Origin of the sequence: Sphingomicrobium marinum (assembly GCF_026157105.1) — a bacterium.
Classification (GTDB): domain Bacteria; phylum Pseudomonadota; class Alphaproteobacteria; order Sphingomonadales; family Sphingomonadaceae; genus Sphingomicrobium; species Sphingomicrobium marinum.
The window spans coordinates 514,106-538,782 of sequence record NZ_JANPVQ010000001.1 but is presented as its reverse complement, the minus strand read 5'-3'; the positions used below and the strand labels follow the sequence as shown (position 1 = coordinate 538,782).

The following is a 24,677-nucleotide window of genomic DNA, read 5'->3' as shown; positions in this document are numbered from 1 at the left end:
ATCAACACGAACACCCAGGGAGCCTAGAACACATGTCCCTTCTCGAAAGCCGCAAAGCCTACAAGCCCTTCGATTATCCCTGGGCCTACGACTATTGGAAAAAGCAGCAGCAGGTCCACTGGATGCCCGAGGAAGTGCCGCTGGGCGAGGATTGCCGCGATTGGGCGCAGAAGCTGACCGAGCACGAGCGCAACCTGCTCACGCAGATCTTCCGCTTCTTCACGCAGGCCGATGTCGAGGTGCAGGATTGCTACCACGACAAATATGGCCGCGTGTTCAAGCCGACCGAGGTCAAGATGATGCTCGCCGCCTTCTCCAACATGGAGACGATCCACATCGCGGCCTACAGCCACCTGCTCGACACGATCGGCATGCCCGAAAGCGAATATTCGGCCTTCCTCCAGTACAAGGAAATGGCCGACAAGCATGATTACTTGAACGAATTCGGCGTCGATACCGACGAGGATATCGCCAAGACGCTCGCCATGTTCGGCGGCTTCACCGAGGGGCTGCAGCTATTCGCCAGCTTCGCGATGCTGATGAACTTCCCGCGCTTCAATAAGATGAAGGGCATGGGGCAGATCGTCAGCTGGTCGGTGCGCGATGAAAGCCTCCACTGCGAAGGCATCATCCGCCTGTTCCACGCCTTCTGCGAGGAACGCGACTGCCTCACGCAAAGCGTCAAGGACGACATCGTCGACATGTGCCAGAAGGTCGTGCGCCTCGAGGACGCGTTCATCGATCTCGCCTTCGAATTGGGCCCCGTCGAGGGCATGACGCCCAAGGACATCAAGCGCTACATCCGCTACATCGCCGACTGGCGCCTGGGCCAGCTCGGGCTGAAGCCGATCTACATGGTCGAGGAACATCCCCTCCCCTGGCTCGCCCCGCTGCTCAACGGCGTCGAGCACGCCAACTTCTTCGAAACCCGCGCGACCGAATATTCCAAGGCCGCGACCAAGGGCGACTGGAACGAGGTATGGAGCAACTTCGACCGCCGCCAGAAAGCCAACACGGCGAACGAGGACGAGGGCGAGCCCGAAGCGGATATGTTCGCGGCGGAGTAGGGCTAGTCCGGCAACTCGTTGCGCAATTCTAAGACGTCCGATTCGGCATCTTCAGCAAGTGCCGACGGCGACACCTTTGCAGCGCTATCGCGCTCTTTATCGACTTTCGGTGGCAGGGCCTGCCAGGCTCGCAGGCCCTGTCCGATCTCGTCGTAGAATTTTGGTACTACCATTTCGAGCGTCTCGATAAAGGGGCGCTGGCTTCCAAATCTTGAGCCCATGTCTGCTATTTGAACAAGCTCGAACCCAACGCATTGCATTCCCTTTTTGCCATCATTGATCAGATCGGGATCAGCAAGTAATTGTGGCAAGGGATATTGAGTCATTGGTGAAGTTTTTGGCCATCGGATTCTCACGTGCACATCGTCACCAAGGCCTTCCGGCAACTGCCTCAAAAGCCAGTTTAGTCTCGCTTTGTTCGATTTCCGGTCCTTTGGTGCCGGCAAGCTCATCGAAACGAGGATGTTACGACTACGAAGGTCGGCGGTAACATTCATTAAGGACGCAGCATCAGGAATGTCCAAGTCAATCTTAAGGATCTTCTTACTACAGAGCCGAGCTACGTCTCGATCAAACCTTACTTCTGGATTATTGGCAGCATCCCTCGGTAGCTTTTGCTGAACTTCGCAGTTTAGCTGCCTAGAGAGAATAAGGCACAGGTCCTTGCATTCCTGCTGCCAGGCCTCGGCCACTTCCGAAACTTCTGTACTTTTCGCTAGGGTTGCGCCGCCCAGAACTGCATTTACCGTCTGGGTCCAAGAACTCGGCATTCGGTCGAAGCCTTTAACGCCGGAACTGTCGTGCGCAAGAAACCGACGGAGTTCTCCGAGAATGATGGCCTGATCACGATCGGCAACATCCTTATTCTGATATAGTAGTTCTGTTTCAGTCAGAATGTGCATCCAAGACCAGTGATAAAGTTCGACCCCTCGCTGCGCCTTGATCTGCTTTGCCAAAGGGTGATGTTGCGGCACTGCCGAAAATTGATTGGACAAAGTGATCACAGCGTCGATTTTGTTCTTTTTTGCAAGTTCCAGATATCGACCAACTTGCTCAGCTCCGATTTCCGCATTCCCTACTTTTGCTTCCAATAAAGCGGTCCAACGCCGCTTACCGACGTCGACCACAATCAGACCGTCAGGTCGCCCAAGATTCTTCTCGCGAGGGGCACATTCAAATTCGATTTCCGTGTAGGTATGGATTCGTGCAGTCGATCCAATGCGCTGACCGACCGATCCCAGAAGGCGCTCACTCAATTCTCGAACCACCACCATGCTGGCGAGCAGAATCGAAGTGCTTCGCCCCTCTTTGGAGGTGTCTGCCAACACCGGAAATAACCGCGCACGCTGCGGATTCTTTACACACTCAGGTGGCGTCATCGAAAGTCCCCCCTCTTACCGAGCGTCACAAGTTATTTATTGATATAAAGAGGAAGTAAAGCCGTGCGGGGCCGACCACCCCATAAGACCGCGCCAGTGCCTCGCTGAACATCAGGTCGCCGACAATAATGCGTTTCACAATGACCCGCTTCATTGCGACTTTGATAACTGTTTTGCGCTAAACGGCAGCAATGGACCAAATGCCTCTTCCGGTTACGCTCACCGCAGCGCACAGTGCCGCTATCGAAGACGTTAATCGATGGCGGGGGCATTGCGTTGATCTGGTGGCGCGCATGGAAATGGCTGTCGGTAAACTGTTCGATGCCATGGCGGCCAGCGGACGCAAGATGCCGACTGTACCGGCCACGTTTTCGCAACGCATCGCCGGCCTCATTAAGCTCACCGCAGAGGGAGCGACTTTTGCGGATGCCGGCGCGAAGCTGCGCCAGACGCTCCAAGACATCCAGCCGCTGATCGACCAGCGCAACCGCATCGTCCACGCGACTTCGAAGATCTGGATTGATCCGAGAGGCGACTGGCTTTGGCAGTTCTGGTTCAGACCATCCAGAAAGGGGGCCGCCGTCGTGGATGGTTGCATCACCAAAGCAGACGCGCTGATTTTGGAGAAAACGTTAGGGGATGAAAGCAAGAGGCTTGTGTCCCTCGCTGGCAACTATGCAAAAAAGCTGCGGGCTAAATAAGCCTAAGTCCGATCGTGCCGCCAAGTACGCACGCCAGCACGAACAGGACCAATTAACCCAACAAGAAAAGGGCGGCCCGGTTGGAGCCGCCCCTTCTTATGCGTGATGAAGCCGTGGTCTATTCGACGTTGTCGGCTTCGTCATACTTCTCTTCCGCGCGCTCTTCGAGGGCATCGGCCTGCTCTTCCAGCTGGTCTTCCTCGACTTCGCTCGTCGCGTCGTCAGCTTGCTCATCGACCATTTCGGCCTGCTCTTCGAGGGCCTCGCCCTGCGCTTCGAGCGAGTCTTCGGCCTGGTCCTCGGCGGCACTATCGCACGCGGCCACCAGCAGCGTTGCGGCGGCGATCGTGGGGGCAAATAATTTTCTCATCGTGGGTCTCCCTCTCTCAACACTGAGATGAGACGGGATAACGGATCGCAACCCGTTATCGTTCCGGATATGCAAAGATTTAGCTGGGCTGAGCCGGGGTCAGGGCGGCCTGACCCCGTCGGTCCTGTCGCTTCGCGCAGGCCGTCCGACAGGGCTTCGCGTCTCTCGACCAGCTCACGATTGCTGGCGCAATCGCGTCGCTGCTCTCGGCGCTTTCGCCTAAGTCGTCACGATCCCGATGCCGATGAAGATGCCGAGCAGCACGCCGATCCAGATGATCAGGTGCAGCGGCATGGCCTTCTTTTCCTGTACCTCGGGCACTTCCAACGGTTCGTGCTGCACGTCGTCCCCTTCGCCGATCATCCCCGGTCCCCGGCCTCTTTAGCTCCAAGTTCAAGCCCGGTAACATGAGTTAAAGGATTCTTAAAGCGCTAATTTAAGCATAAGTTAAATTCGGGGTCACTTTTCTGCGAAATGACTGTCTTGCGGGCGCGCAAATGTGCATCATTTCGCGATGGAATCACTGCGCCCCTGCCCCGCGCCGCGTTGCTGGCGGTCGGCCTTGCACAACCGGAAAACCGCATGACTCACCTTGCTCCCACCGCAGATCAGCTCGCCGCCTTTCGCAACCTTCCCTTCGATGAACCCATCGAGATGCTCAACCTGCTGAAGTTTCGCGACACGCCCGATTATCCCGACGATCACGAATGCGCCGTCAGGGACTGGTCGGGCGCCGATGCCTATCACCATTACCTGGCGGAGGCGGGCAAGGTGACCAGGAAGCTCGGCCTCGACATCATCTGGACCGCCAGCCCGGCCTGCACGCTGATCGGACCCGACGACGAATGCTGGGACATGGCCTTCATCGCCCGCTATCCCGATGCAAAGTCGTTTCTCACCATGATCGGCGATCCCGATTATCAGGCCGCGACGATCCACCGCACCGCCTCGCTGATCGACAGCCGCCTCATCCGCTGCACGCCCATCGCGTTACAAAAGGACTGACTGCATGTTCGCTACGTTGCTTGCCGCCGCCACGCTTCAACCTGAGATGCCGACCGGCGCCGATCTGGAAACCGCCATCGCCGAGGTCGATGCCCGCTTGTTCTGGGCCGCGTTCGAAGGATGCGATCCCGACGCGCTCGCGCCGTTGCTGGGCGAAGACTTCCGCATGCTTCACGATCAGGCCGGCATCGCCGTTCCCAGCCGTCTGGCCTTTATCGAAGGCATGGAAATGCAGTGCGCCGACAGACCCGAAAGCGGGTACAAGAACCGCCGCCTGCTGACCCCCGGTTCGCGCCGCGTGCAGGCGCTGGGCGATTGGGGCGCGTTGGAAGAAGGCTACCACCAATTCTACGAATGGCGCGGCGACCAATGGGAACTGACCGGCGGGGCGCGCTACATGCATGTCTGGCAATGGACCGATGGCGGCTTCGTGCTCGATGAAAGCATCAGCGTGAACCACGGCGCCGCACTGCCTTATCCACCAGGAGACTCTGAATGATGCTTTCTGCTGCCCTTTTTGTCGCGCTGGGACAACCCACGAGCGATTGGCCGACCGGCCCGTTGATCGAGGGTCACGGCCCGCACGCCCCGGTCGAGGTCACAATGGCGATCCCCGAAGACACCGTGCTGCGCCATGCCTTCGACGCGGTGCGGCTGGAAGACGACCATACGAGCCGCACGCTCCAGTCCGCCGCCCGTTTCATCAACATGCATGCCGCTGCCGGCCTCTCGCCCGAGCAGATCCAGCCCGCGGTGGTGATCCACGGCCGCGCCGTCTTCGCCGTGGTCACGCCCGAACGCTTCGCCGAAGCCCATGACGGCGCTGACAATCCCAATATCGACCTTGTCGAAAAGCTGCTGGCCAACGGCACGCGCATCATCGTGTGCGGCCAGTCCGCCGCCGCGCAGGATGTCGAAACTGGCGACCTGCTGCCCGGGGTCGAAATGGCGCTATCGGCGATGACCGCGCACGCGCTGCTTCAGCAGGAAGGCTACATCATCAATCCGTTTTGATCGGGTAGTCCGGGATCGGCTTCAAGATCCCGTGTTCGGGCGCGAGCGGCGCGTGGCCCAGCGCGGGCCAATCCATCGGTTCTTCGGCGATTTGCGTATCGGGTAGCCGGTTGAGCAAGTCGCGGATCAGCGTCAGCCGGCCGTGCTTCTGGTCGGAGAAGTCGACCACGGTCCAGGGTGCATGTTCGGTATGCGTTGCCGCGAACATGGCATCGCGCGCCGCGGTATATTCGGCATATTTGGTCCGCGATGCCGCATCGATCGACGACAGTTTCCAGCGCTTGAGCGGATCGGCGAGCCGCTCGGCAAAGCGTTCTTCCTGCTGCGCCTGCGGGGCGGAAAGCCAGTATTTGAACAGCCGGATGCCGTCATCGACGAGCATCTTTTCGAACAAGGGCGCCTGCGTCATGAAATGCGCGACCTGTTCTTCGGTGGCAAACCCCATCACCCGTTCTACGCCCGCGCGATTATACCAGCTGCGATCGAACAGCACGATCTCGCCGGATGCGGGAAGGTGCGGCACGTAGCGCTGAAAGTACCATTCGGACCGCTCGCGCTCGGTCGGCTTGGATAGCGCCACGGTGCGGCACTGGCGCGGGTTCAGCCGCTGCGATATCGCACGAATGCTTCCGCCCTTCCCCGCGGTGTCGCGGCCTTCGAAGAGGACGCAGATCCGTTCGCCCTTCGCCTTGGCCCAGCGCGCCATCGCGACAAGCTCATGTTCGAGCGGTTCGAGATGCTGTTCGTAGATTTTGCGTTTCATCTGCCCTTTTTCTGCGCGACGTGTCTCAAATGCAACGGCTGTTGCACGCAATATTCATATTCGTCTGCTAAGAAGTGGAACATGGAAAGCACGCGCACCACTTTGGGTATTCTCGTGGGCTCCGCCATCATCGGCGGCCTCGGCCTTGTCGGCTACAAGCTGGTTAAGCCGCAGGCCAAGCCGGTCTTCGTCAACAGCGACGAACCGGCCACCGTGATCGCCGCCCGCCAGATCGCCTAGCACCAGTCGGCTTTTGCCCCGTCATAACGGGCAGCCAGGCCTTCGCGCACCAGCACGTCCCCGATCCGTTCGCGTCCCGTCCCATAATCGACTTCGATGCGGCGAAGGTCGCGCCCGTAATCATCGTGATCGCGTTCCGCGGTCATCACCAGCCAGACAGGGCCGCTATTGAGCAGGTCGAGCAGGCGGGCTGCTGCCGCTATGCCGCGCTCGCGCTCCGCGGCGCAGCGCGGTTCGGCGACTTCGGGCGCATCGATGCCGAGCATCCGGATCTTGCGCTCCCCCAGCTTGATCGTGTCGCCATCGACGACGCAAGCATGCCCACGGCCTGGCCCGCACATCGTGAAGCGCGCGTCGATACGCTCTTCGGCGACGGGGCGAGAGAGATACCACTCGCTCGCCACCGCCAGACCGACGAGCAGCGCGACGAGCACGAATGATCGCAGCATAGAGCCGTTTCGTCGACGTCTTCGCATCAAATCGCCATCGTCAATCTGGCGTTAACCATTGCGCACTATCCCGATTGTTGAAAGCAAGAATACGCTTTCTTCATGATGTTCCCAACATATGGGGCCGGGTCGCCTGCACCGCGAACCGGCCCTTTTTTTGTGGACGTTTTGGGGGTCCTCACGCAAGGACGTCGCCATGCGCTTTTTCTCGGACAATGCCGCGCCCGCTTGCCCCGCCGTCATGGATGCGCTGGTGGAGGCCAACCGGCTGACCACCGCGTATGATGGCGATGAATGGTCGGCGCGGTTGGATGGCGCATTCTCCGATCTGTTCGAAACCGACGTGCGCGCCTTCTGGGTCACTACGGGGACGGCGGCGAACTGTCTTGCGCTGGCCGCATTGTGCCCGCCGCACGGCAGCATCCTCACCCACCGCTACGCGCATATCGAACAGGACGAAGCGGGGGCGCCCGGTTTCTACACGCACGGCGCCAAGCTTACGCTACTCGACGGCGAGGGCGCGAAAATTGCGCCCGAAGCAATCGACCGCGCGATCGGCCTGATCCGCAATGACGTGCATCAGGTCCAGCCCCACGCGATGTCGATCACCAATGCCACCGAATATGGCCTGACCTATTCGCGCGCCGAGATGCAGGCGCTTGGCGATGTCGCGAAGGCGCACGGGCTGCGCTTTCATGTCGATGGCGCCCGCTTCGCCAACGCCGTGGTCTCGGGCGAGGCATCGCCTGCCGAACTGACGTGGAAGGCCGGCGTCGATGCGCTGTCCTTCGGCTTCATCAAGAATGGCGGGATGAACGCGGAGGCGTTGATCCTTTTCGATACCGAACTGGCCGATGTCATCGCGGTCATGAAGAAGCGCGCCGGTCACCTCTTGTCGAAGGGTCGATATTCGGCCGCACAGATCCTTGCGATGCTTGAGAACAATGTCTGGATCGACAATGCGCGTGCCGCCAACGGTGCGGCCGCAACGCTGGCGGAGGCCTGCGGCGACCGGCTCATCTATCCGGTCGAAGCTAACGAACTGTTCGTCAAGATGACGGCTGACGAGGCTGCCGCGATCCGCGCAAAGGGCTTCGACTTCTACGATTGGGCGCCGGGCGAAGTCCGGCTGGTGACCAGCTGGGACCAGGACATGGACGCGGTGTGCAAGCTGGCGGTAGCGATCAGCGCATTGTGAACCGCGAGACGCTGACGAAAGTCGTCATCCCCTTCATCATTTTCACCGCGATCTGGGGCACGACCTGGATCGTCATCAAGGACCAGCTTGGCGACGTGCCGCCGCAATGGAGCGTGGCGTACCGCTTCATTATCGCCACCATCGGGATGGCCGCCTTCACCCTGTGGCGGGGCGACAGCCTCAAGCCGGGACCGGGGCTCATCGCTGCCGCGGCCGTGGTGGGCGTCTCGCAGTTCTGCCTGAACTTCAACGGGGTCTACCTGGCAAGCGAATATATCACGTCGGGACTGATCGCGACGGTTTTTGCACTCCTGATGGTGCCCAACGCCATCCTTGCCTGGATCTGGCTCGGTCACAAGACGACCGGCAAGTTTCTCGCCGCCAGCGCGATCGCCGTTGTCGGTATCGCGCTACTGTTCCTGCACGAAGTCGAGCAGAAGCCCGACCTTACCATGGCGGCGCTGGCCGCAGGGGTGGCATGGACCATTTTCGCCTTGATCGCGGCGGCGATATCAAATGTCTACCAGGCGCGTGATGCGGTGAAGGATCACTCGCTCTTCAGCCTGCTTACATGGGCCATGGGTATCGGCGCGCTTTGCGACATTGTCGTCGCTTGGCTGCTGACCGGACCGCCTGTCATCGAGCTACGCGCCGGTTATTGGCTCGGGCTTCTCTGGCTTGCACTCGCCGCTTCGGTGGTCTGTTTTTCGCTCTATTACCCCGTGGTGCGCCGCATCGGGCCGGGCAAGGCCGCCTATAGCTCGGCGATCGTCCCGATCATCGCGATGGCACTATCGACCCTGTTCGAGGGTTTCGAATGGACGACCCTTTCGATTGCCGGTTCCAGCCTTGCGCTGGCCGGAATCATTCTCGCGCTCTGGGCCCGCCGCCGCCCGATGCGCGTCACCAATCCCGACGCGGCGTAAAGGAGCCTTTGACCATGGATGCGCGCATGAACCCCGAGGCCCCGCCCAGCCCCGATCATGTCACCATCTACGCCAAGGATTATCGCGAGCCCGATTGGTGGGTGCCGCATGTCAGCCTCGACGTCGATCTCGATCCGGAAACGACGCGCGTCATCGCGACGCTCAAGGTGACGCGCAACGGGTCGCACGACCGCCCGCTCGTACTGGCCGGCGACGGATTGAAGCCGCTGACGGTGGAAGTCGAAGGACACGATGCCCAATGGACGCTTGAAGGCGATGATCTGATTATCGAACTGCCCGGCGACAGCCACAGCTACTCCGTTACCACCAGCGTCGACATCCATCCCGACGAGAACAGCCAGTTGATGGGTCTCTACGCATCGGGCGGGCTTTTGTGCACGCAGTGCGAATCCGAAGGCTTCCGCCGCATCACCTTCCACCCCGATCGCCCCGATGTGCTCGGCACCTATGACGTGAGGATGCGCGCCGACAAGAAGGCCTTTCCAATCTTGCTGGCCAACGGCAACAAGGTCGACGCGGGCGAAGACGGCGACAAGCATTGGGCCAGGTGGGAGGACCCTTTCCCCAAGCCGTCCTATCTCTTCGCGATGGTGGCAGGCGACCTTGCCGCCAACAGCGACAGCTTCACCACGATGAGTGGTCGCATGGTCGAGCTCAACATCTGGGTGCGCGAGGCCGACCTTCCACGCACCACGCATGCCATGGAGGCATTGAAAGCCTCGATGAAGTGGGACGAAGACGTATACGGCCGCGAATATGACCTAGACCTGTTCAACATCGTCGCGGTCAGTGATTTTAACTTTGGCGCGATGGAGAATAAGGGTCTCAACATCTTCAATTCGCGCTTCATCCTCGCCGACGAGGACACCGCAACCGATCGTGATTACGACAATATCGCCGGCGTGGTGGCGCACGAATATTTCCACAACTGGTCGGGCAATCGCGTCACCTGCCGCGATTGGTTCCAGCTCAGCCTCAAGGAAGGCTTTACCGTCTTTCGCGACCAGAGCTTTTCGGCCGACATGGGCAGCGCGCCGGTCCAGCGCCTCGACGACGTAAATACGCTGCGTACCGTCCAATTCCCCGAGGATAACGGCCCGCTGGCGCACCCGGTGCGCCCCGACAGCTATATCGAGATCACCAACTTCTACACCGCGACGGTCTACAACAAGGGTGCCGAGCTGATCCGCATGATGCGCACCATATTGGGCGCGGAGAAATTCCGCGCCGCCACCGATCTCTATTTCGAACGGCACGACGGCGAAGCCGCGACCTGCGAAGACTTCGTCAGATGCATGGAAGAGGCTGGCGGCGTCGATCTCACGCAATTCCGCCTCTGGTACAGCCAGGCCGGGACGCCGCGGGTTAGCGCGTCGCTTGCGCAGCAGGGCGGCAAGGCAACCCTCAAACTGACGCAAACTGTCCCCCCCACCCCCGGGCAACCCGACAAACAGCCGATGGCCATCCCGCTTAAGGTGGGCCTTGTTTCGCGCCAAAGCGGGGAAGAACTGGCGGACCGCCTGGTCATGCTGACCCGGGCCGAGCAGGAGGTCACCTTCGAGGGTATCGAGGAGCCGGTGCTCCTGTCGATCAATCGCGATTTTTCGGCACCCGTGATCGTCGAAACCGACATCAGCGATGGTGGTCTGGCGCAGCTGGCGGCGAGCGAACCGAATGCTTTCGCGCGCGCCGAAGCGCTTGAAGAGCTCATGCTGCGCACTCTGGAACGCGCGATCAAGAACAATGCCGACGTCGAGGCAGGCGCGGTGGTCGACGCCATTCGCGGCACGCTCGAAGATGACGCGCTCGATACCGCGCTCAAGGCCGAAGCGATCCAGTTGCCGAGCGAAAAGATTATCGGCGAACGCCTCGAAACTATCGACCCCGATTCGGTCCATGCGGCGCGGCGCCAGTTAGGTCACGCCATCGGCACTTCGCTGGCGGACATGATGCGTGCGGCGCAGGCCGACGGCGCCCCCGGCACCGATCGCAGCGTCGAGGCCAAGGGCAAGCGTAAGCTCAAGGGCATTGCGCTCGGATATCTCGCCGCCGCGGACGCCGAAGAAGGTGCAGCGCTGGCCAAGGAGCAATATGACGCAGCCGGCAACATGACTGATCGCCAGTCGGCGCTGATCGTGCTCGCCGGCCTCGAAGCACCGCAGCGCAGCGCGGCGTTCGACGCGTTCTACGCGCGCTACAAGGATGACAGCCTGATGCTCGACAAATGGTTTGCGCTGCAGGCCATGGGACAACGCGAGGCTGTGCTGGACGAGGTCGAGGCGCTGGGCAAGCATCCCGACTTTACCTTCAAAAATCCCAACCGCCTGCGTGCGCTGATCGTCAATTTTGCGAGCAACCAGTGGGTCTTCCACCACGCATCGGGCCGCGGCTACGACCTGCTTGCGCGCATGATCATCGAGGCGGATGCGCTTAATCCGCAAGTGGCCGCACGCATGGTCCCGCCGCTGGGTCGTTGGCGGCGTTTCGAGGAGGGTCGCGCCGCAAAGATGCGCGCGGCGCTCGAATCGATCCTTGCGACCGACGGATTATCGAAGGATGTGTTCGAACAGGTGTCGAAAAGTCTGGCCTAGCCGCCAATCCAGTCGGCAACTTGCACAGCCACTTCGTTGGCCGCGGCATTGAGCGCCGCTGGGACGGTGGCGGCGGTGCCGTCGGCCGGACCCCGCGCCTCGAAGCGCCGCGTTTCCACAACGCCGTTGCGCCGGATTGCCGCGTCGTACACGACGACCGCTTCACGCGTGTCGGCATGATAACCGAAATGATGCAACGTGCCGGTGACGCGCAGGCCCGCCTGGGCCACGCCCTGCGCGGGCTCGAGCACGACGCGGCGCGTGCGCCGGGCAATCGTTTCGGACACCAGCTGGCGGAACAGCGGCGCGGGACGATCGATCCAGATGGCATCGGTGACATAGGCGATCGCGGTCGGCCCGACATGGACGGGGATGCGGTCAGCCTGCAGCGCCTGCGGCACGATGGGCATTTCCACCGTCACGGCATTCTCGGGATCGCTGAGACGGTCGATATTCTCGGGCGCGGGAGTCGACGGCGTCAGTGTCGCCAGGGTTGGCGGCAGGTCGCGCCCGCCGGGCAGGCACGCCGACAAGGTGGCGGCGGCGACAACGGGAAGGATCAAGCGACGCATAATCAGTTTCCTGGCTCGTAATCGGGCAATTTGCGCGGCCCCAAGGCCCCGCCGATGCCGTCTTCGTTTAAACGATTGGACAGGTCGGTCAGGCTGTCGGTGAGCGAGCGCATGTCGCGCACCAGTGCATCGGCCTCGGGCACCGTGGAGTTGGAGAAACGCTGGAGCCCGGGCCGCGCATCGGCAACCGCGGCGTCGAGCGTCGCGGTGGCGCGCTCCATCGATTGGATCGCCGTCTGCAAGTCGGCCATCGCGGGGCCTGCATTCTCCTTGAGGATCGTATCGGTGGTGTTGGCGACTTCGCCCCACCGTTCGGCGGCGACGCCCGCTTGGCGCGCCGCAATGCTGGCATCGGCGATGGCATCGGCCAGATCGGGCGCGCGCGCTGCCAGCGTATCGGTGGCGCTTTCGATATTCTCAAGAATATCGGCGATCGAGTTTTGGTTCTCGTCGGACAGTAATTCGGAAAGCCGTTCGGTCAGCGTCTGGATTCGCGAGATCAGCTCGGGCGCCGAATTGAGCACGGTGGCGAGCGCGCTGGCGCTGGCCGGAAGCACGGGGCAACCTTGCGGGCCGACATCGGTGATCGGGCCGGCACCTTCGACGGCACCGCGCAGCTGGATTTCCGAAACGCCGGTAAAGCCGACCCCCGAAATCTGCGCTTCGGTGCCGCGTAATACCGGCGTGTCGCTATCCACCGAAACGCGCACCCAGACGAATTGCGGCCGCTCGGGCAGCAGGTTGATCGATTCCACCTCGCCCACCGGCACGCCGGCAAAGCTGACGTTGGATCCGCGGTTGAGACCGCCGACGCCGCCCGGGAAGTAGATGTCATAGCATTTGCGCGTCTCGCCCGAGAGACCGGCGATCCACACGGTGAAGAACAGCAGCCCCGCGAACAGCGCAAGCGTCACGGCACCGACAAGGATATGGTTGGAGCGCGTTTCCATCAGCTTTGGCCTACCGCCCCCTTACTCTTGCCCGCCAGCGCAGCACGCCCGCGCGGGCCATTGAAATACTCCTGGATCCATGGGTGATCCAACGCCATCAACTCGTCCATCGTGCCGACCGCGATGACCTTCTTGTCGGCGATCACCGCGATCCGATCGCAAATCGTATGCAGCGTATCGAGATCGTGCGTGATGAGAAAGGTGGTAAAGCCCAGTTCCTGTTTGAGTTCCAGCAGAAGCTGATCGAACGCCGCCGCCCCGATGGGATCGAGCCCCGCCGTGGGCTCATCGAGGAACAGCAGTTCAGGATCGAGCGCGAGCGCGCGCGCCAACCCCGCGCGCTTTCGCATCCCGCCCGACAACTCGGATGGATATTTGGGGCCCGCGTCCTTTGGAAGGCCCGCCAGCTTGATCTTGTAAGCCGCTATTTCATCGAGCAGGTCGCCCTTGATGAAGGGAAAATATTCGCGGATCGGCACCTGGACATTCTCGGCCACCGTCAGCGTCGAGAAGAGCGCGCCGTTCTGGAACAGAATGCCCCAGCGACGCCGGATATTCTTGGCTTCGTCCTCGTCGCGGTCGATCATGTTCTCGCCGAGCACCTCGATCGAACCGGCATCGGGATGCTGGAGCCCGATAATCGAGCGCATCAGCACCGACTTGCCCGTACCCGAGCCACCGACCACTCCCATGATTTCGCCGCGGCGCACGTCGAGATTCAGATTTTCGTGGACGACCTGATCGCCAAAGCTGTTCTTGAGCCCGCGCACCTCGATAATGGTTTCCTCGGCCATCAGATCCACCCGATCTGGCTGAAGAACACCGCGAAGACCGCATCAAGCACGATGACCATGAAGATAGACTGGACCACCGCAGTGGTCGTGCGCAGTCCGACTTCCTCGCTATTGCCTTCGACCTGCATGCCCTGGAAACAGCCCGCCAGCGCGATGATGAACCCAAAGACCGGGGCCTTGATGAGTCCCACCCACAGGTCGGTGATAGGCACGACTTCCTGCAGGCGCTGAATGTAGGTGAGCGGCGGGATTTCCAGCGCGAGCCAGCAGAACAGGCCGCCGCCAACCAGCGTCAGGATCATCGAGAAGAATGCGAGCAACGGCATCATGACGACCGCGGCGAACAGGCGCGGCAGTACTAGCGCTTCGATTGGCGACACGCCGATCGTGCGCATCGCGTCGACTTCCTCGGTGATTTTCATCGTGCCAAGCTGCGCGGCAAAGGCGCTGCCCGAGCGGCCCGCCACCATGATCGCCGTCATCAGCGTCCCGAGCTCGCGCAGGGAAATGCGCCCGATCAGGTTGATCGTGTAGACCTCGGCGCCGAACTGGCGCAGCTGCACCGCGCCCTGCTGGCCAATCACGATCCCGATCAGGAAACTCATCAGGCCGATGATGCCCAGTGCGCGCACGCCGACCAGATCGAACCGCTGGACGACCGCATTGAGGCGAAAGCGCTTGGGGTAGCGGATCAGGCTGGCAATGCCGATCAGCACCGCACCGAAAAAGCCCACCAGATCGCGCGATGTACGCAGGAAATCGGCGGTCCATAGCCCCAGATCGTGGAGCAGCGCGAAAATGCCCTGCGGTTCATCGGGACGCACGCGCGGTTCGCCTGGATCGGCCTCGGCGGCCTGCTTCATCAGCCGCTCGACCATCGGGCTCTTGCCGATAATCTGCGCGCCGCGATCACGCTCGGTGCGATAGAGCAGCCAAGCACCGACCGTGTCCATCCGGTCGATCCCCGACACGTCGATGACGAGCGGATCGGCCGCTTCGGCGATGTCGCGCTGCGCGCTGCCCAGCCGCGAAATGGTGAGGGCGCCTTCGAGGCTGAGCGAGGGAGCGGTTTCCACCATCGTGGCAATCCTTGCGTCAATTCGATTATCGCGGCAAGGCTCGACAGCGATGGCATCACCACCAAAACCGACAAATCTTGCCATTTACGACATGGACAAGACGCTGACCAAAGCGCCGACCTACACGGCGTTCCTCATGCACGTGGCGATGCGCCGGGCGCCGTGGCGCTTCATATCGCTGCCGCTCGTGGGCCTTTCGCTGGTGGCTTTCCTGCTCGGCATGATCGACCGCGCGCAACTGAAGGAGTGGAACCACCGCCTCCTCATCGGCCACCGACTGTCACAGGAGAAATTGTCGCCGCTGGTGCGCAGCTTTGCCGAGCGCGTGATGCGCAGCAATATCCGTCCCGGCACGCATGCCGCGCTCGCAAGGGATCGGGAGGACGGCCGCATGCTCGTGATGGCGACCGCCAGCTACCGCTTCTATGCCGCGGCCATCGGCGAGAAACTGGGGTTCGACCATGTCATCGGCACCAACAGCGTGCTGGGGCTCGACGCGCAGATCCACGCCAAAATCGATGGCGAAAATTGCTACGGACCGGCCAAGCTTCGCATGATCGAAGCCTGGCTACTCGAGCATAATGTCGTGCCCGGGCACGTCCGCTTCTATTCGGACCACCATAGCGACCAGCCGGCCTTCGACTGGTCCGACGAACCCATCGCGGTGCACCCCGACCCCAAACTCCTCGCCATCGCAAAACAGCGTGGCTGGCGGATCGAGTACTGGGCCTAGACCGCGTCGAGTGCGTTCGAAAAGTCGGCGATCAGGTCTTCGGGACGCTCGATCCCGATCGAAATGCGCACCAGGCTATCGGTGATGTCGAGCTGTTTGCGGCGCTCGTCGGGCACCGACAAATGCGTCATCGCGGCCGGCGCCGAAGCGAGCGTTTCGGTGCCCCCGAGGCTGACCGCAAGCTTGGCGATCTGCAGCGCATCGAGGAAGCGGAATGCCTCCTCCTCACCGCCCTTGAGGTAGAGCGAGAAAGTCGAGCCCGCGCCCAGGCCGTGACGGTCGTAAATGTCGCGTTGGCGCGTGCCTTCTTCGAGGAAGCCGAGATACCCGACGCGATCCACCTTGTCGTGGCTGCGCAGGAATTCGCAGACCTTTTCGGCATTTTCGCCGGCGCGGCTCATGCGCAGTTCGAGCGTTTCGAGACTGCGCATCAGCATCCACGCGGTGTTGGCATCGCAAATCCCGCCCAGCGTGTTGCGCATCGGGCGAACCTTGTCGAGCAGCGCCTTCTTGCCCGTCAGGCCGCCCGCGACGAGATCGGAGTGGCCGCCCGCATACTTGGTCAGGCTGTAGACGCTGATGTCGGCGCCGTGATCCTGCGGACGCGACCAGAGCGGGCCGAGGAACGTGTTGTCGATGGCGATCGGGGTGTCGGGCAGCATCGCCTTGCGCGCTGCATCGACTGCCTGCACGTCCACCAGCGCATTGGTCGGGTTGCCTGGGCTTTCGAGATAGATCATCGATACGCTGCCGCCTTGCTCGGCGGCCAGCTTCTTGGCCTTTTCCATCGCCGCATCGATTTCCTCGCGCGTCGCACCTGCCGGGAAATCGACATGACCGATGCCGAACTGCGAAAGGATTTTCATGATGATCGTCTCGGTCGCCGCGTAGAGCGGGCCCGACATCAAAATGACGTCGCCGGGGCGAGCGAAGGTAAGCAGCAGGATTGAGATTGCGGTCATCCCGCTGGAAAAGACGAGCGCCTCTTCTGCATCTTCCCACAGAGCGAGGCGATCCTCGAGCATTTCCTGGTTGGGATTGTTGAAGCGCGCATAAACGAGCCCGTCGGTACCGCCCGGACGCTTGCCCGTGATGCCTTCGAAGAAATGCTTCCCGTCCGCGGCCTTTTCGAACACGAAGGTCGAGGTGTGGAAGATCGGGGCCTTGAGGCTACCTTCGGACAAGGACGGATCGTAACCATAGCCCATCATCAGGGTGGCGGGATCGAGCTTGTGGTTACCGATATGGGTGGCAGGGTTCTTGGGCTTGCGGCCTTCGCTCACGATGCGTCTCCGAATGAAAGTTCGGCGCCCGATTAGACGGGTTGGGGCCGAATGCCAATGAGGCTTATCTGTCGCCCGTAGTTCGCCTCGCCGCGATGCATCGCACGGCGGAAGCTGTAGAAGCGATCTTTGTGCGCATAGGTATCGAGCCCGGCCAGCCATACGCGCCTAACGCCAACAGCCGATAGCCGCGCGGCGACATAGGCTTCGAGGTCGAAATGGGGTTTTCCCGACGGGCCCTCTACGAAGAAGCGCGCGTTATCGGGATCCTCCGCCAGGAACGGATCGACGAACTCGGGCGAGACTTCGTAGCTGGCTTGCGCGATGCAGGGGCCGACCGCTGCCGCGATACGATCGAGCCGCGCGCCAAGCGACAGCATCGCGCCGACGGTCTTGTCGGTAACGCCGGCAATTGCGCCGCGCCAACCCGCATGCGCAACAGCGACGACGCCTGCCTCCACATCGGCGAGAAGCACGGGCGAGCAATCGGCGGTGACGATGCCGAGCAGCAGGCCTGGCGTTCTGGTTGCCACCGCGTCCGCTTTCGGACGCTCGTCGAATGGCGCATCGGCGATGACGCAATCGGGGGAGTGCACCTGGTAAGGCGCAGCAATCGACGCGCCGTCGATCAGTGCATCGGCCGCCAGCCGGCGATTGGTGTCGACCGCTTCGCGATCATCGTCGGCACCGTAGCCGCATTGCAGCCCGGCAACGTCGCCGGTCGATACACCCCCGGCGCGGCCGAAAAAGCCGTGCGCCACACCGTCAAGCGGCGCGGCGGTGACGATATCGAGGTTCATGCCCCCAAGCCTGCGGGCGCGGGCCAATCAGGGTGATGCACCGCCATCACCTTGAACAGCGTTCCCATGCCTTCCTCAGAGGCAAGCCGCTTTCGCTGGGCCGCGATGTCATCGGCGCGGTCGGGATTGCGACCGGCAAGCGCTACGGCGCGCGGACCAAGGCCCAATGTTTCCAGCCACGTGCCCTGCGTGATCACCCGCGTAACCTTCGCGCCACCGCGCTTGGCCGCTGCCGCCAACGCGGCGAAATCGACATGGGTTGTCAGGTCCGACGTCCCGGGAAAAGCGAGCGGACCGACCTTCGTGTGGCGGCGAACAGCCTGCAGTGTGTCGCCCTGCTCTCCGCCTGCGTAGCCATAGTCGATCACCAGCATGACCCCGCCATGGCGCGCCAGGTGCCCGCCCAGACGCCCTGCTATTGCTTCGGCAGCTGGACAGGTTTCGCGGGTGACCGTCCCGTTGGGCGAAAAACGAAACCCGCCGCCTTCAAAGGCCACCTTGCGTTCGGCATCGCCAACCCATTGGCGCACGGGAAGCGCATCGAAAAACTCGTTGGCAACGATCAGCAGCGGCACGTCGGGCAGGCTGTCGGTCGTCTTGTGCCATGTGGCGTCCGGATGGCGCTCGCGCTGCGCATTGCGCAACACCGGGCTGGTCTCGACAAAATGGACGTCGCCTTCAAATCCGATCCCGCCCATCAGGCGCAGGACGTCGCTTGCCAATGTGCCGCGCCCCGGTCCCAGCTCCGCGTACGCCGCGTGGTCCGGGCGCCCCGCCCGCGCAAAGACATCGGCCAGCGAAGCACCGACGAGTTCACCGAACATCTGGCTGATTTCGGGCGCGGTGGTGAAATCGCCTGCTTTGCCCAACGGATCGCGCGACGCATAATATTCGGCGTTGGAGGCCGCCATGTAGTCGTGCAGCGAGATCGGCCCTTCGGCGGCGATCCGCTGCTCGAGCGCTTCGGCGAGGCTCACGCTACGCTGGACGAGCCTGCGATCGGCTCGACCCGCTGGCGACGCCCCTTGGCGGTCAGCATGAGGAACAGGCCTGCCAGGATCATCGGCAGGCTGAGCCACTGCCCCATCTGCAGGCCGGTCGATGCCGCGAATTCGACGAGATGCGAATCCGGTTCGCGCCAAATCTCGATGATGAAGCGGAAGCAGCCGTAGAAGAAGATAAAGGCACCAACCAGCATGCCGGGCAGATAGCGCGCCTGCGTCTTGTAGAACGTGACGGCAAGGATGCCGAGCAACACCAAGCCTTCGAGACCCGCTTCATAAAGCTGCGTGGGATGGCGCGGCGGTCCCAGGACCAGCGCGCCCCCGACGACCTCCTGGAAGCGGATCGCCCATGGCACGCTCGTTTCCGCGCCCCACAATTCCTGGTTGAGGAAATTGGCCAGCCGCCCGAACATCAGCCCGAACGGCACCGTCACCGCGACATAATCATGGACGCGAAGCCATTGCAGCTTGTGCTTCCAACTATAGAAGATGATTGCCAGGCTGACGCCAATCACCCCGCCATGAAAGCTCATGCCCCCCGCGCGCAGGTTCAAGATTGCAAAGGGGGCGGGCAAATCTATCCCGAACATCGTCGCGCCCTGGAGGAACAGTTCGGGCTTGTAGAACAGGATATAGCCGAGGCGGCCGCCACCGATCACACCGAGCGTTCCCCAGAACACCAGATCGTCGACATGGCGACGTGCCATGGGGGCGCCGGGCTTCTTGAGGAGTTTCAGGAGGTATACGTAGGCGATGATGATGCCGGCGAGATACGCGATCGAATACCATTCGAGCCGGTAGAAGCCGAAATCGATCAGCGTCGGGCTCAGACCCAGGTCCGGAAAGGCGATTGCGCCATCATATGTGGAATTTGCTGCCATGGTCCCTTTTCTCTTGGCTTAACGCCTCATAGGGTGCGTCAACCGATAATCAAAGGAGTGATGCATGCCGAGCCCGCTAGACCAGACTTTTGACGCTGTTTTGGCCGCGGTAACGGGCGAAGGCGGGCGCATCATTCTTGCCGAAGACGAACAGGGACGCGCCATCGTCTCCAATTTTCCGGCAACACTGCCGATGTTCTTCAAGACCTTCGGCGCGCTGAACGGACAGGTCGAAGGGCTGATCACGCCCTATGAGCGGCTGACCTTCGCGGATCTAGACGCGCTGTCCGACAAGCTCGCGCTCGCGCTTGTCGCGCGCGGCGTCGAAAAGGGTGATCGTGTCGCCATCGCGATGAAAAACTGCGCCGCCTGGGTCGTAAGCTACATGGCCATCGCCAAGGCCGGGGGGATCGCGACCTTGATGAACGGCTGGTGGCGCGAGGCCGAGCTCGATCACGCCTTCAAGCTGACCGAGCCGGTGCTGACCATCGCCGATGCGCCGCGCGCGCAGCGTATCGCCGGTCTCGACGGCGACTGGAAGGTCGAGACGATCGATATCTACAAGCCGGTTGAAGAGGCGATGGGCAAGATGCTGTCGGGCGATCATTCGGACGTCAGCCTGCCCGAAGTCGGTCCCGACGACGATGCGACGATCCTTTTCACCTCGGGCTCGACCGGCGACGCCAAGGGCGCCTTGTCGACCCATCGGCAGGTCACGACGGGCGTCTATGCCTATGCCACCAGCCTCATGTGCCTGCTGGGCGTGATGCAGTCGCAAGGCCGCGAACCCGCAAATCCGCCCAAGACACTCTTGTCGGTGCCGCTCTTCCACGTGACGGGCGAAGTTCCCGTGATGCTCAACAGCTTCGTCATCGGGCGCGGCATGGTGCTGATGGACAAATGGGACCCGGGCGAGGCGCTGCGCCTGATCCAGGACGAGAAGATCACCTATTTCGTCGGTGTGCCGACAATGAGCCTCGAGCTCATGAACCATCCCGACAAGGACAAGTACGACCTCTCCAGCCTGACCGATATCGCTGCCGGTGGCGCCCCGCGCCCGGTGGCGCATGTCAAACGGCTCGATGAGGAGATGGGCGATGCGCAGCCGGCGCTCGGGTACGGCTTGACCGAGACCAACGCGGTGGGCTGCGGCAATTTCTGGACCAACTATGTCGCCAAGCCGAAGTCGACCGGGCGACCGATGTCCCCTTATGTCGAAATTCGTATCATGGACGATGACGGCAACGCGCTCGAAACCGGCGCCGTCGGCGAGATCGGCATCAAGAGCGCCGCCAATATCAAGGGCTATTGGAAGAATCCCGAGGCCACCGAAGCGGCATTCACTGCAGATGGCTACTTCAAGACCGGCGATGTCGGGATGCTCGACGAAGAGGACTATCTCTACATCGTCGATCGCAAGAAGGACATCATCATCCGCGGCGGCGAGAATATCGCAGCGGCCGAAGTCGAAGCCGCCATCTATGCGCACGAAGAAGTCGCCGAAGCCGCGGTCTTCGGCAGGCATGACGAACGGCTTGGCGAAGTGCCCATTGCCATCATCTATCGTCATGAAGGCAGCGCGCTCAACGAAGAGGCGCTGTGCGATTTCCTCGATGGTAAGATTGCCGCGTTCAAGATTCCCGAAGAAATGATCTTCGTTGACCAGCCGCTGCCGCGCCTTGGCACCGGCAAGATCGATCGCGTCACGCTGAAAAAGCAATATGCGGGCGAAGCTGCCTGAACTATCGCGCCGCCAGCTGCTAGTGGGCGGCGGCGCAGGCATCGGCCTGCTCGTCGCCTTCCATTTCTGGCCGCGCGAGACATTGGCGCCCTTCGGGAGCGAAGGCGGCGCCGCACGCTTCTCCCATTATCTGAAGATCGACCCCAAAGGCGGCATCACCGCGCTCGTCCCGCAAGTCGAATATGGCCAGGGAATCTGGGCGGGGTTTGCCGCGCTGATCGCGCACGAACTCGGCGTCCCGCGCAGTGCCATCGCGGTCGAACCCGCGCCGCTGGGTCCGGGCATCGAGAACGCCGCGCTGGAAGATGCCTTCGGTGTTCACCTGCGCGCGACCGCGGGCGCAACGTCGATCCGCGCCTTCGAACAGCCGGTGCGTGAAGCTGCCGCAACCGCGCACGCGATGCTTGTTGCCGAGGCTGCCGACCGGCTGGACGTAGACCGAGAGGAAATCTCGGTAGTCGGTACGGACCTGGTGGCAGGCGCCAATTGCCTTGCCATCGCAGATGTCGCCGAAGCCGCCGCCGAGCGCGCCGTGCCGCGTTCGGTCACGCTGCGTCCGTGGATACAGCCCGATCGGTCCGCCGCGCGCGTTGACATGCCCGCCAAGGCGCGCGGTGCGTGGCGCTTTGCAGCCGACGTACGACTCCCCGGGATGGTCTACGCGGCTGCTCGACTTGCGCCGCCGGGCGGCCGCATCAGCGCCATCGACCGGGGACGCGCCGCCGAACGCGCAAGCATCGTGCAGCTCGTCGAACGCGAAGACTGGATCGCTGCTATCTCGTCCAGCTGGTGGGAAGCCGAGCGCTCCATGGCGTCCGCCAAGGTGCGATATGCTTCTACCGATATCGGTGATGCGGCGATTGAGGCGGCCCTGGAAGCTGCACTGGGCGGGCACGGCGCGAGGACATTGGCCGATGCCGGTGATGCCCGCGGGGTCATCGGGTCTGCCGGCGGGCCGATTGCCGAAACCTTTACCGCGGCACCGGCTATCCCGCGCGATCTTGAGCCCTTCACCGCAGCGGCGCGCGTGCGCAGTGACGGCGGGCTCGACATCTGGTGTGCGACGCTTGCGCCCGATGCGACGCGCCGCGCCGTCGCCAAGGCGGTTTCGTTGAGCGAAGATCAGGTCACGCTTGTCCCGATGCCCGCGGGTGGCCGAAGCGCTCGTGCGCTCGACCAGATCGCCGCGCCCATTGCCGCAATTATCGCGCGCGAGATCGGCCAGCCGGTGCTTCTCTGCCTGTCGCCGACCCATAGCGCTGCAGTAGGGCGCCTCGGCGCGCCGCTCGGCGCGCGTATCTCGGCGACTGCTGGTGCGGACGGGCGGATTGGCGGCTGGCATGCCGTTTTCGCCGGGCAAGGAGGCCTCGGTGACACGCTGACACAGCTGGCGGGCGGCGATGGCGCGCGCCCCGATATTGCCGGAGCGGTTCCGGCCTACGGCATCCCCGACCTGCTGGTCGAGCAGGCATCGCTCGATCTCGACATTGCAGCCGGCCATCTCGCCGGGCACGTCGCCGGGTTTCACCACTTCGCCAATGAACAAATCGTCGAGCGCGTCGCCAGGGCGCTAGGGGCCGAGCCTCTCGCCTTTCGTCTGTCGATGCTCGGCCCGCGCCTGTCCTCGCTCCTGGTGAGTGCCGGCCGCCTCGCCGGCTGGGTCGGTGGTGGCGGGGCGATGGGAATTGCATGCGGCGAGATGGACGGCAGTGCAATGGCGCTCATCATCGAGGCGCGGCAGGCCGGGCTCGGCGCGCGCGTCGATGCCATCACCGCCGTCGTCGACGCCGGGCGCATTATCGACCGCAAGTTGGCGCAGACCGCCATCGAGGCAGGCGTGATCGCCGGTGTCGAGCGGGCGCTTAGCGCTGCCCCCGCGCTTAATCATGCGATGGCAAAACCCGTCGGCTACAGCCCCGCCCTCAAACAGCTCCCAACCGTTCGGATCGAGCTTGTCGAGCGCGACGCGCCGCCCGGCGGCTTGTCGCAGATCGGCGCGGCGTTGGCGCCCGCCGCGCTCGCCAATGCGCTCTCTACAGGCCAAAGGACGAGCTTGCCTTCCCTACCCTTCTCGTTCCAAGGCGGCGCGAGATGACAAAACCTGCCGATCATCCGCCCATCAAACTGCCGAAGATCGGCGTGCTGCTGGCCAATCTTGGGACGCCCGACGCACCCGAGCCCGGCGCCGTGAAGCGCTACCTCAAGCAATTCCTGTCCGATCGCCGCGTCGTCGAAATTCCGCCGATCGCGTGGCAACCCATCCTTCGCGGTATCGTGCTCAATACGCGGCCGAGGAAAAGCGCGGCGGCCTATGCCAAGGTGTGGGACGAAGAACGCGGTTCGCCGCTCGCGGCCATTACGCGCGGCCAGGCCGAGGCGCTACAGCTTCGACTGGGAGATGCTGCAATTGTCGACTGGGCCATGCGCTACGGCAATCCATCGGTTGCATCGGCATTGAACCGGTTGTGGGACCAGGGCGCGCGGCGCATTCTATATGCTCCTCTCTACCCGCAATATTGCGCGGCCACGACGGCAAGCGCGAACGATGACCTGTGCGCATGGCTCGAAGATCGGCGCTGGCAGCCGGCCATCCGCACCCTACCCGCCTATCACGACGATCCGCTCTACATCGATGCGCTGGCCAAGGACCTCGAGCGCCAGCTTGCGGCGCTGGATTTCACCCCCCAGCGGCTCTTGCTTTCCTTCCACGGCATGCCTGAGCGCACGCTGCACCTCGGCGATCCCTATCATTGCCAGTGCCAGAAGACGGCGCGGCTCGTCGGGGAACGGCTCGACGTCGACACCGATATCGCCTTCCAGTCGCGGTTCGGTCCGGCAAAATGGCTTGAGCCCGCCACCGACGACACGCTCGAAGCCTATCCCGGCAAGGGCATCACCAGGATTGCGATAGCCGCTCCCGGTTTTTCAGCTGACTGTCTCGAAACGCTCGAAGAGCTCGGTATCCAGGGCGATGAACAGTTCAAGCGGGCGGGCGGAACCCATTTCGCGCGCCTCGATTGTTTGAATACGAGCCAGGCGGGCATGGATATGCTAGAGGCGCTGGCGCGACGCGAATTGATGGGTTGGCTCGGCTAGCCCAACGGAAAGTACAGGGA

The 24,677-nt window shown here is 62.5% G+C and carries 26 protein-coding genes; 13 read left to right on the top strand and 13 right to left on the bottom strand.

All coding sequences use genetic code 11. The features are described 5' to 3' along the window. Positions 1-32 precede the first annotated feature (32 nt). Positions 33-1,067, top strand: coding sequence for a ribonucleotide-diphosphate reductase subunit beta (locus NUX07_RS02730; protein ID WP_265528647.1), 1,035 nt, complete (start codon positions 33-35; stop codon positions 1,065-1,067). 2 nt (positions 1,068-1,069) lie between these two features. Here the strand turns inward: NUX07_RS02730 and NUX07_RS02725 are convergent, their stop codons facing one another. Next, positions 1,070-2,446, bottom strand: coding sequence for a hypothetical protein (locus NUX07_RS02725; RefSeq protein WP_265528646.1), 1,377 nt, complete (start codon positions 2,444-2,446; stop codon positions 1,070-1,072). 191 nt (positions 2,447-2,637) lie between these two features. Here NUX07_RS02725 and NUX07_RS02720 point away from each other — a divergent pair, with 191 nt between their 5' ends. Then, positions 2,638-3,147, top strand: coding sequence for a hypothetical protein (locus tag NUX07_RS02720; RefSeq protein ID WP_265528645.1), 510 nt, complete (start codon positions 2,638-2,640; stop codon positions 3,145-3,147). Between the two features lie 118 nt (positions 3,148-3,265). Here the strand turns inward: NUX07_RS02720 and NUX07_RS02715 are convergent, their stop codons facing one another. After that, positions 3,266-3,517 (bottom strand): hypothetical protein, encoded by a 252-nt coding sequence (locus NUX07_RS02715; protein WP_265528643.1) that lies wholly within the window; start codon positions 3,515-3,517, stop codon positions 3,266-3,268. Between the two features lie 219 nt (positions 3,518-3,736). After that, the gene (locus tag NUX07_RS02710; protein ID WP_265528641.1) at positions 3,737-3,880 is read right to left on the bottom strand and encodes a hypothetical protein; all 144 of its coding nucleotides are present in this window, start codon (positions 3,878-3,880) and stop codon (positions 3,737-3,739) included. Between the two features lie 219 nt (positions 3,881-4,099). Here NUX07_RS02710 and NUX07_RS02705 point away from each other — a divergent pair, with 219 nt between their 5' ends. Genes NUX07_RS02705 through NUX07_RS02695 form a run of 3 tightly spaced genes read left to right on the top strand, consistent with a single transcriptional unit; the run spans position 4,100 to position 5,536 of the window. After that, entirely contained in the window at positions 4,100-4,522 is a 423-nt protein-coding gene (locus NUX07_RS02705) for a DUF1330 domain-containing protein (RefSeq protein WP_265528639.1), read from the top strand. A 4-nt stretch (positions 4,523-4,526) separates the two neighbouring features. Continuing rightward, positions 4,527-5,021, top strand: a complete 495-nt coding sequence (locus NUX07_RS02700) for a nuclear transport factor 2 family protein (protein ID WP_265528637.1) — start codon at positions 4,527-4,529, stop codon at positions 5,019-5,021. Beyond that, positions 5,018-5,536, top strand: coding sequence for a DsrE family protein (locus tag NUX07_RS02695; RefSeq protein ID WP_265528635.1), 519 nt, complete (start codon positions 5,018-5,020; stop codon positions 5,534-5,536). Before NUX07_RS02700 ends, NUX07_RS02695 begins: the two co-directional genes overlap by 4 nt. Here NUX07_RS02695 and ppk2 read toward each other — a convergent pair. Beyond that, positions 5,523-6,299 (bottom strand): polyphosphate kinase 2, encoded by a 777-nt coding sequence (ppk2, locus tag NUX07_RS02690; RefSeq protein WP_265528633.1) that lies wholly within the window; start codon positions 6,297-6,299, stop codon positions 5,523-5,525. The genes NUX07_RS02695 and ppk2 overlap by 14 nt on opposite strands. 81 nt (positions 6,300-6,380) lie before the next feature. Between ppk2 and NUX07_RS02685 the strand changes: the two genes are divergently transcribed. Further along, positions 6,381-6,539 carry a hypothetical protein gene (locus NUX07_RS02685; protein WP_265528631.1) on the top strand — a complete coding sequence of 53 codons (159 nt, stop codon included), beginning with the start codon at positions 6,381-6,383 and terminating at the stop codon, positions 6,537-6,539. On the opposite strand, the gene NUX07_RS02680 is transcribed toward NUX07_RS02685, so the two are convergent. After that, the gene (locus NUX07_RS02680) at positions 6,536-6,988 is read right to left on the bottom strand and encodes a thermonuclease family protein (RefSeq protein ID WP_265528629.1); all 453 of its coding nucleotides are present in this window, start codon (positions 6,986-6,988) and stop codon (positions 6,536-6,538) included. The genes NUX07_RS02685 and NUX07_RS02680 overlap by 4 nt on opposite strands. Before the next feature lie 196 nt (positions 6,989-7,184). On the opposite strand from NUX07_RS02680, the gene NUX07_RS02675 reads away from it, so the two are divergent. Genes NUX07_RS02675 through pepN form a run of 3 tightly spaced genes read left to right on the top strand, consistent with a single transcriptional unit; the run spans position 7,185 to position 11,724 of the window. Next, a complete protein-coding gene (locus NUX07_RS02675) occupies positions 7,185-8,186 on the top strand; it encodes a threonine aldolase family protein (protein WP_265528627.1) in 1,002 nt (333 codons plus the stop codon). Further along, positions 8,183-9,112, top strand: a complete 930-nt coding sequence (locus NUX07_RS02670) for a DMT family transporter (RefSeq protein WP_265528625.1) — start codon at positions 8,183-8,185, stop codon at positions 9,110-9,112. The genes NUX07_RS02675 and NUX07_RS02670 overlap by 4 nt, the downstream gene beginning before the upstream one ends. Before the next feature lie 14 nt (positions 9,113-9,126). Then, entirely contained in the window at positions 9,127-11,724 is a 2,598-nt protein-coding gene (gene pepN / locus NUX07_RS02665; protein WP_407696139.1) for an aminopeptidase N, read from the top strand. Here pepN and NUX07_RS02660 read toward each other — a convergent pair. Genes NUX07_RS02660 through NUX07_RS02645 form a run of 4 tightly spaced genes read right to left on the bottom strand, consistent with a single transcriptional unit; the run spans position 11,721 to position 15,119 of the window. Further along, entirely contained in the window at positions 11,721-12,296 is a 576-nt protein-coding gene (locus tag NUX07_RS02660) for an ABC-type transport auxiliary lipoprotein family protein (RefSeq protein ID WP_265528624.1), read from the bottom strand. The two genes, pepN and NUX07_RS02660, sit on opposite strands and share 4 nt — an antisense overlap. Positions 12,297-12,298: 2 nt before the next feature. Further along, the gene (locus NUX07_RS02655; protein ID WP_265528622.1) at positions 12,299-13,246 is read right to left on the bottom strand and encodes an MlaD family protein; all 948 of its coding nucleotides are present in this window, start codon (positions 13,244-13,246) and stop codon (positions 12,299-12,301) included. Further along, positions 13,246-14,040 carry an ABC transporter ATP-binding protein gene (locus NUX07_RS02650; protein WP_265528620.1) on the bottom strand — a complete coding sequence of 265 codons (795 nt, stop codon included), beginning with the start codon at positions 14,038-14,040 and terminating at the stop codon, positions 13,246-13,248. Before NUX07_RS02650 ends, NUX07_RS02655 begins: the two co-directional genes overlap by 1 nt. Beyond that, positions 14,040-15,119 carry an ABC transporter permease gene (locus NUX07_RS02645; protein ID WP_265528618.1) on the bottom strand — a complete coding sequence of 360 codons (1,080 nt, stop codon included), beginning with the start codon at positions 15,117-15,119 and terminating at the stop codon, positions 14,040-14,042. Before NUX07_RS02645 ends, NUX07_RS02650 begins: the two co-directional genes overlap by 1 nt. 49 nt (positions 15,120-15,168) lie before the next feature. Between NUX07_RS02645 and NUX07_RS02640 the strand changes: the two genes are divergently transcribed. Next, the gene (locus NUX07_RS02640) at positions 15,169-15,852 is read left to right on the top strand and encodes an HAD family hydrolase (protein ID WP_265528616.1); all 684 of its coding nucleotides are present in this window, start codon (positions 15,169-15,171) and stop codon (positions 15,850-15,852) included. Here the strand turns inward: NUX07_RS02640 and NUX07_RS02635 are convergent. From NUX07_RS02635 to lgt, 4 genes are read right to left on the bottom strand one after another with little or no spacing between them, the layout of a single operon-like run. Further along, entirely contained in the window at positions 15,849-17,135 is a 1,287-nt protein-coding gene (locus tag NUX07_RS02635; protein ID WP_265528615.1) for a cystathionine gamma-synthase family protein, read from the bottom strand. The genes NUX07_RS02640 and NUX07_RS02635 overlap by 4 nt on opposite strands. Before the next feature lie 32 nt (positions 17,136-17,167). Further along, on the bottom strand, positions 17,168-17,935 hold the full coding sequence (gene pgeF / locus NUX07_RS02630) for a peptidoglycan editing factor PgeF (protein WP_265528613.1): 768 nt from the start codon (positions 17,933-17,935) through the stop codon (positions 17,168-17,170). Then, complete coding sequence (locus NUX07_RS02625; RefSeq protein ID WP_265528611.1) at positions 17,932-18,912, bottom strand: class I SAM-dependent methyltransferase; 981 nt, start codon at positions 18,910-18,912, stop codon at positions 17,932-17,934. The genes pgeF and NUX07_RS02625 overlap by 4 nt, the downstream gene beginning before the upstream one ends. Continuing rightward, a complete protein-coding gene (lgt, locus tag NUX07_RS02620) occupies positions 18,909-19,820 on the bottom strand; it encodes a prolipoprotein diacylglyceryl transferase (protein ID WP_265528609.1) in 912 nt (303 codons plus the stop codon). The genes NUX07_RS02625 and lgt overlap by 4 nt, the downstream gene beginning before the upstream one ends. Positions 19,821-19,884: 64 nt before the next feature. On the opposite strand from lgt, the gene NUX07_RS02615 reads away from it, so the two are divergent. From NUX07_RS02615 to hemH, 3 genes are read left to right on the top strand one after another with little or no spacing between them, the layout of a single operon-like run. Continuing rightward, on the top strand, positions 19,885-21,561 hold the full coding sequence (locus NUX07_RS02615) for a class I adenylate-forming enzyme family protein (RefSeq protein WP_265528607.1): 1,677 nt from the start codon (positions 19,885-19,887) through the stop codon (positions 21,559-21,561). Continuing rightward, positions 21,542-23,656, top strand: a complete 2,115-nt coding sequence (locus NUX07_RS02610; RefSeq protein ID WP_265528605.1) for a molybdopterin cofactor-binding domain-containing protein — start codon at positions 21,542-21,544, stop codon at positions 23,654-23,656. Before NUX07_RS02615 ends, NUX07_RS02610 begins: the two co-directional genes overlap by 20 nt. Beyond that, positions 23,653-24,657: a ferrochelatase gene (gene hemH / locus NUX07_RS02605; RefSeq protein ID WP_265528603.1), complete on the top strand. Its 1,005-nt coding sequence runs from the start codon at positions 23,653-23,655 to the stop codon at positions 24,655-24,657. The genes NUX07_RS02610 and hemH overlap by 4 nt, the downstream gene beginning before the upstream one ends. The last annotated feature ends 20 nt before the right edge of the window (positions 24,658-24,677 follow it).

Bases quoted from the DNA above. Each gene is read 5' to 3' on its own strand.
- NUX07_RS02730 (WP_265528647.1), top strand. From the start codon at position 33: ATGTCCCTTCTCGAAAGCCGCAAAGCCTACAAGCCCTTCGATTATCCC.
- NUX07_RS02725 (WP_265528646.1), bottom strand. From the start codon at position 2,446: ATGACGCCACCTGAGTGTGTAAAGAATCCGCAGCGTGCGCGGTTATTT.
- NUX07_RS02720 (WP_265528645.1), top strand. From the start codon at position 2,638: ATGGACCAAATGCCTCTTCCGGTTACGCTCACCGCAGCGCACAGTGCC.
- NUX07_RS02715 (WP_265528643.1), bottom strand. From the start codon at position 3,517: ATGAGAAAATTATTTGCCCCCACGATCGCCGCCGCAACGCTGCTGGTG.
- NUX07_RS02710 (WP_265528641.1), bottom strand. From the start codon at position 3,880: ATGATCGGCGAAGGGGACGACGTGCAGCACGAACCGTTGGAAGTGCCC.
- NUX07_RS02705 (WP_265528639.1), top strand. From the start codon at position 4,100: ATGACTCACCTTGCTCCCACCGCAGATCAGCTCGCCGCCTTTCGCAAC.
- NUX07_RS02700 (WP_265528637.1), top strand. From the start codon at position 4,527: ATGTTCGCTACGTTGCTTGCCGCCGCCACGCTTCAACCTGAGATGCCG.
- NUX07_RS02695 (WP_265528635.1), top strand. From the start codon at position 5,018: ATGATGCTTTCTGCTGCCCTTTTTGTCGCGCTGGGACAACCCACGAGC.
- ppk2 (WP_265528633.1), bottom strand. From the start codon at position 6,299: ATGAAACGCAAAATCTACGAACAGCATCTCGAACCGCTCGAACATGAG.
- NUX07_RS02685 (WP_265528631.1), top strand. From the start codon at position 6,381: ATGGAAAGCACGCGCACCACTTTGGGTATTCTCGTGGGCTCCGCCATC.
- NUX07_RS02680 (WP_265528629.1), bottom strand. From the start codon at position 6,988: ATGCTGCGATCATTCGTGCTCGTCGCGCTGCTCGTCGGTCTGGCGGTG.
- NUX07_RS02675 (WP_265528627.1), top strand. From the start codon at position 7,185: ATGCGCTTTTTCTCGGACAATGCCGCGCCCGCTTGCCCCGCCGTCATG.
- pepN (WP_407696139.1), top strand. From the start codon at position 9,127: ATGGATGCGCGCATGAACCCCGAGGCCCCGCCCAGCCCCGATCATGTC.
- NUX07_RS02660 (WP_265528624.1), bottom strand. From the start codon at position 12,296: ATGCGTCGCTTGATCCTTCCCGTTGTCGCCGCCGCCACCTTGTCGGCG.
- NUX07_RS02655 (WP_265528622.1), bottom strand. From the start codon at position 13,246: ATGGAAACGCGCTCCAACCATATCCTTGTCGGTGCCGTGACGCTTGCG.
- NUX07_RS02650 (WP_265528620.1), bottom strand. From the start codon at position 14,040: ATGGCCGAGGAAACCATTATCGAGGTGCGCGGGCTCAAGAACAGCTTT.
- NUX07_RS02645 (WP_265528618.1), bottom strand. From the start codon at position 15,119: ATGGTGGAAACCGCTCCCTCGCTCAGCCTCGAAGGCGCCCTCACCATT.
- NUX07_RS02640 (WP_265528616.1), top strand. From the start codon at position 15,169: ATGGCATCACCACCAAAACCGACAAATCTTGCCATTTACGACATGGAC.
- pgeF (WP_265528613.1), bottom strand. From the start codon at position 17,935: ATGAACCTCGATATCGTCACCGCCGCGCCGCTTGACGGTGTGGCGCAC.
- lgt (WP_265528609.1), bottom strand. From the start codon at position 19,820: ATGGCAGCAAATTCCACATATGATGGCGCAATCGCCTTTCCGGACCTG.
- NUX07_RS02615 (WP_265528607.1), top strand. From the start codon at position 19,885: ATGCCGAGCCCGCTAGACCAGACTTTTGACGCTGTTTTGGCCGCGGTA.
- NUX07_RS02610 (WP_265528605.1), top strand. From the start codon at position 21,542: ATGCGGGCGAAGCTGCCTGAACTATCGCGCCGCCAGCTGCTAGTGGGC.
- hemH (WP_265528603.1), top strand. From the start codon at position 23,653: ATGACAAAACCTGCCGATCATCCGCCCATCAAACTGCCGAAGATCGGC.